The organism is Variovorax sp. 01T439_2, from assembly GCF_056398445.1.
Genome location: NZ_JBFTPJ010001142.1, coordinates 1 through 1,630 on the forward strand (window position 1 = coordinate 1; position 1,630 = coordinate 1,630).

The 1,630-nt window shown below is 60.3% G+C and carries 1 protein-coding gene; it reads left to right on the forward strand.

Annotated features, from left to right (window positions below; translation table 11 throughout):
• Window positions 1–730: 730 nt before the first annotated feature.
• Window positions 731–1,630, forward strand: a 900-nt coding sequence (locus AC1DOC_RS32845) for an acyl-CoA dehydrogenase family protein (protein WP_478131464.1), incomplete at its 3' end; no start/stop codon positions are given.

Consider the following 1,630-nt stretch of genomic DNA (forward strand, 5'->3'; position numbering starts at 1 on the left):
CAGCAACTCGGCCGGGTCGCCGTCTTCGAGGATTGCGTTGATGACTTCGAGCGCGAACGCAGGATCGTTGTTCTTTGCCATTAATGTCCGAGACAGCGCATTAAAGTCAGAGACGGCGCATCGTTGTCTGAGACAAGCACGCCACTGATCGGAAGCGGATGCTAGTTCCGCGTCGGGGATGGGGCTTCCGCGCAAAGCGCGTCGGCGAACACGGAAAAAGAAGTTCGCGCTGGGAGCGGTCGTTCACCGTCCCTGATGGCTTAACCAAAGAACCAATGGGGCGAGATTCCTCTTGTTAAGCCTTGCGCCGCCGCTCGGCTATAGCGATCCGCGTCGGGGCGGAATTTGCTTGTGTGCTTCACATGCGGGACAGTCGTTGTTCTCGACGTGCACGCGAGCGCAGGTTTCATAGCCGCCAGCCGGTTCGAGCAGGAATAAAACTAAACGGCATTCGAACAGCACTTGAACTCGGCGCATGTTTCGAACTGGCTGGCAGGGTCGTCGGCGTGGCTTGCCGCCCCGATGGTGGTTAGCCACTACGCATTGCACAACGCCGCCTGACTTTCCGAGGACGCGGGCCTGCCCAGGCGGCAGCTCCCTCGGCGGTCCAAGGGGGCAATCGCAGGTCCCGCAGCCGTGCGCAGTCGGGATTGCGGCGCCCCTGATTCGAGCTTCTTGCATTCCTCGAAAAAACCTCCTAAACTTCTTCGAAATCGTTTTCGAGAAAGCCATGGAACAAACCTCTGACACCGAACTCTCCTTGATTCGTGAGACAGCTAGACGATTCGTGAGACAGCGTCTCGTCCCGCTTGAGCAGCAGATCGAAAACGATGATGATGTTAGCCTCGATCTGCTCGCGCAGCTCCGAAGCGAGGTCGCGGCATTGGGCTTATATGGGTTCAACTTGCCGGACAGCGTCGGTGGGCCTGGATTACCGGCCGCGGCAAAGGTCGCCATCTTGGAGGAGTTGACCTACACGTCCGTTCCGCTCAGCGAGGTTTTTGGGCATTTGCCTCTGCAGCTGAGTCAGGTCAGCAGCGCGCAGCGTGAATCGTTTCTGCCGGACGTTCTTTCCGGCAAGAAGACCATCACCTATGCGTTGACGGAGCCCAATGCCGGCTCTGACCTCGGGGGACTGCGGACCCGTGCAGTGAAGGTTGATGGCGGCTGGGTACTGACGGGCAGCAAGCACTTCATCTCCCACGCCGAAACCGCGGACTACATCATCGTCCTGGCGGTGACGAATCCGGACGCGCCATTGAAGTCGAAGCTCGGAACGTTCATCGTGCGCAGCGGCAATCCGGGCGTGGTCGGCATGACCCGATACAAAAAGATGGGGTGGCGCGGCTACCACCTCAACGGCTTCTCGCTCGAGGAGTGCTTCGTGCCCGATGCCGACGTGCTCGGCGCGCCCGATGAAGGCTTCCTCGGGATGATGCAGTCGATTAACCAGGACCGCCTGCTGTCGGCGAGCCGCTCGCTCGGGCTGTCGAGCCGGGCGCAGCAGATGGCGTGCGAATACGCAGTCGAGCGCAAGGCGTTCGGTGCGAGCCTGTCGCAGCACCAGGCGATCCAATTCATGATCGCGGACAACGACGTCGAGTTGGAGGCCACACGCCTCTTGATCCGC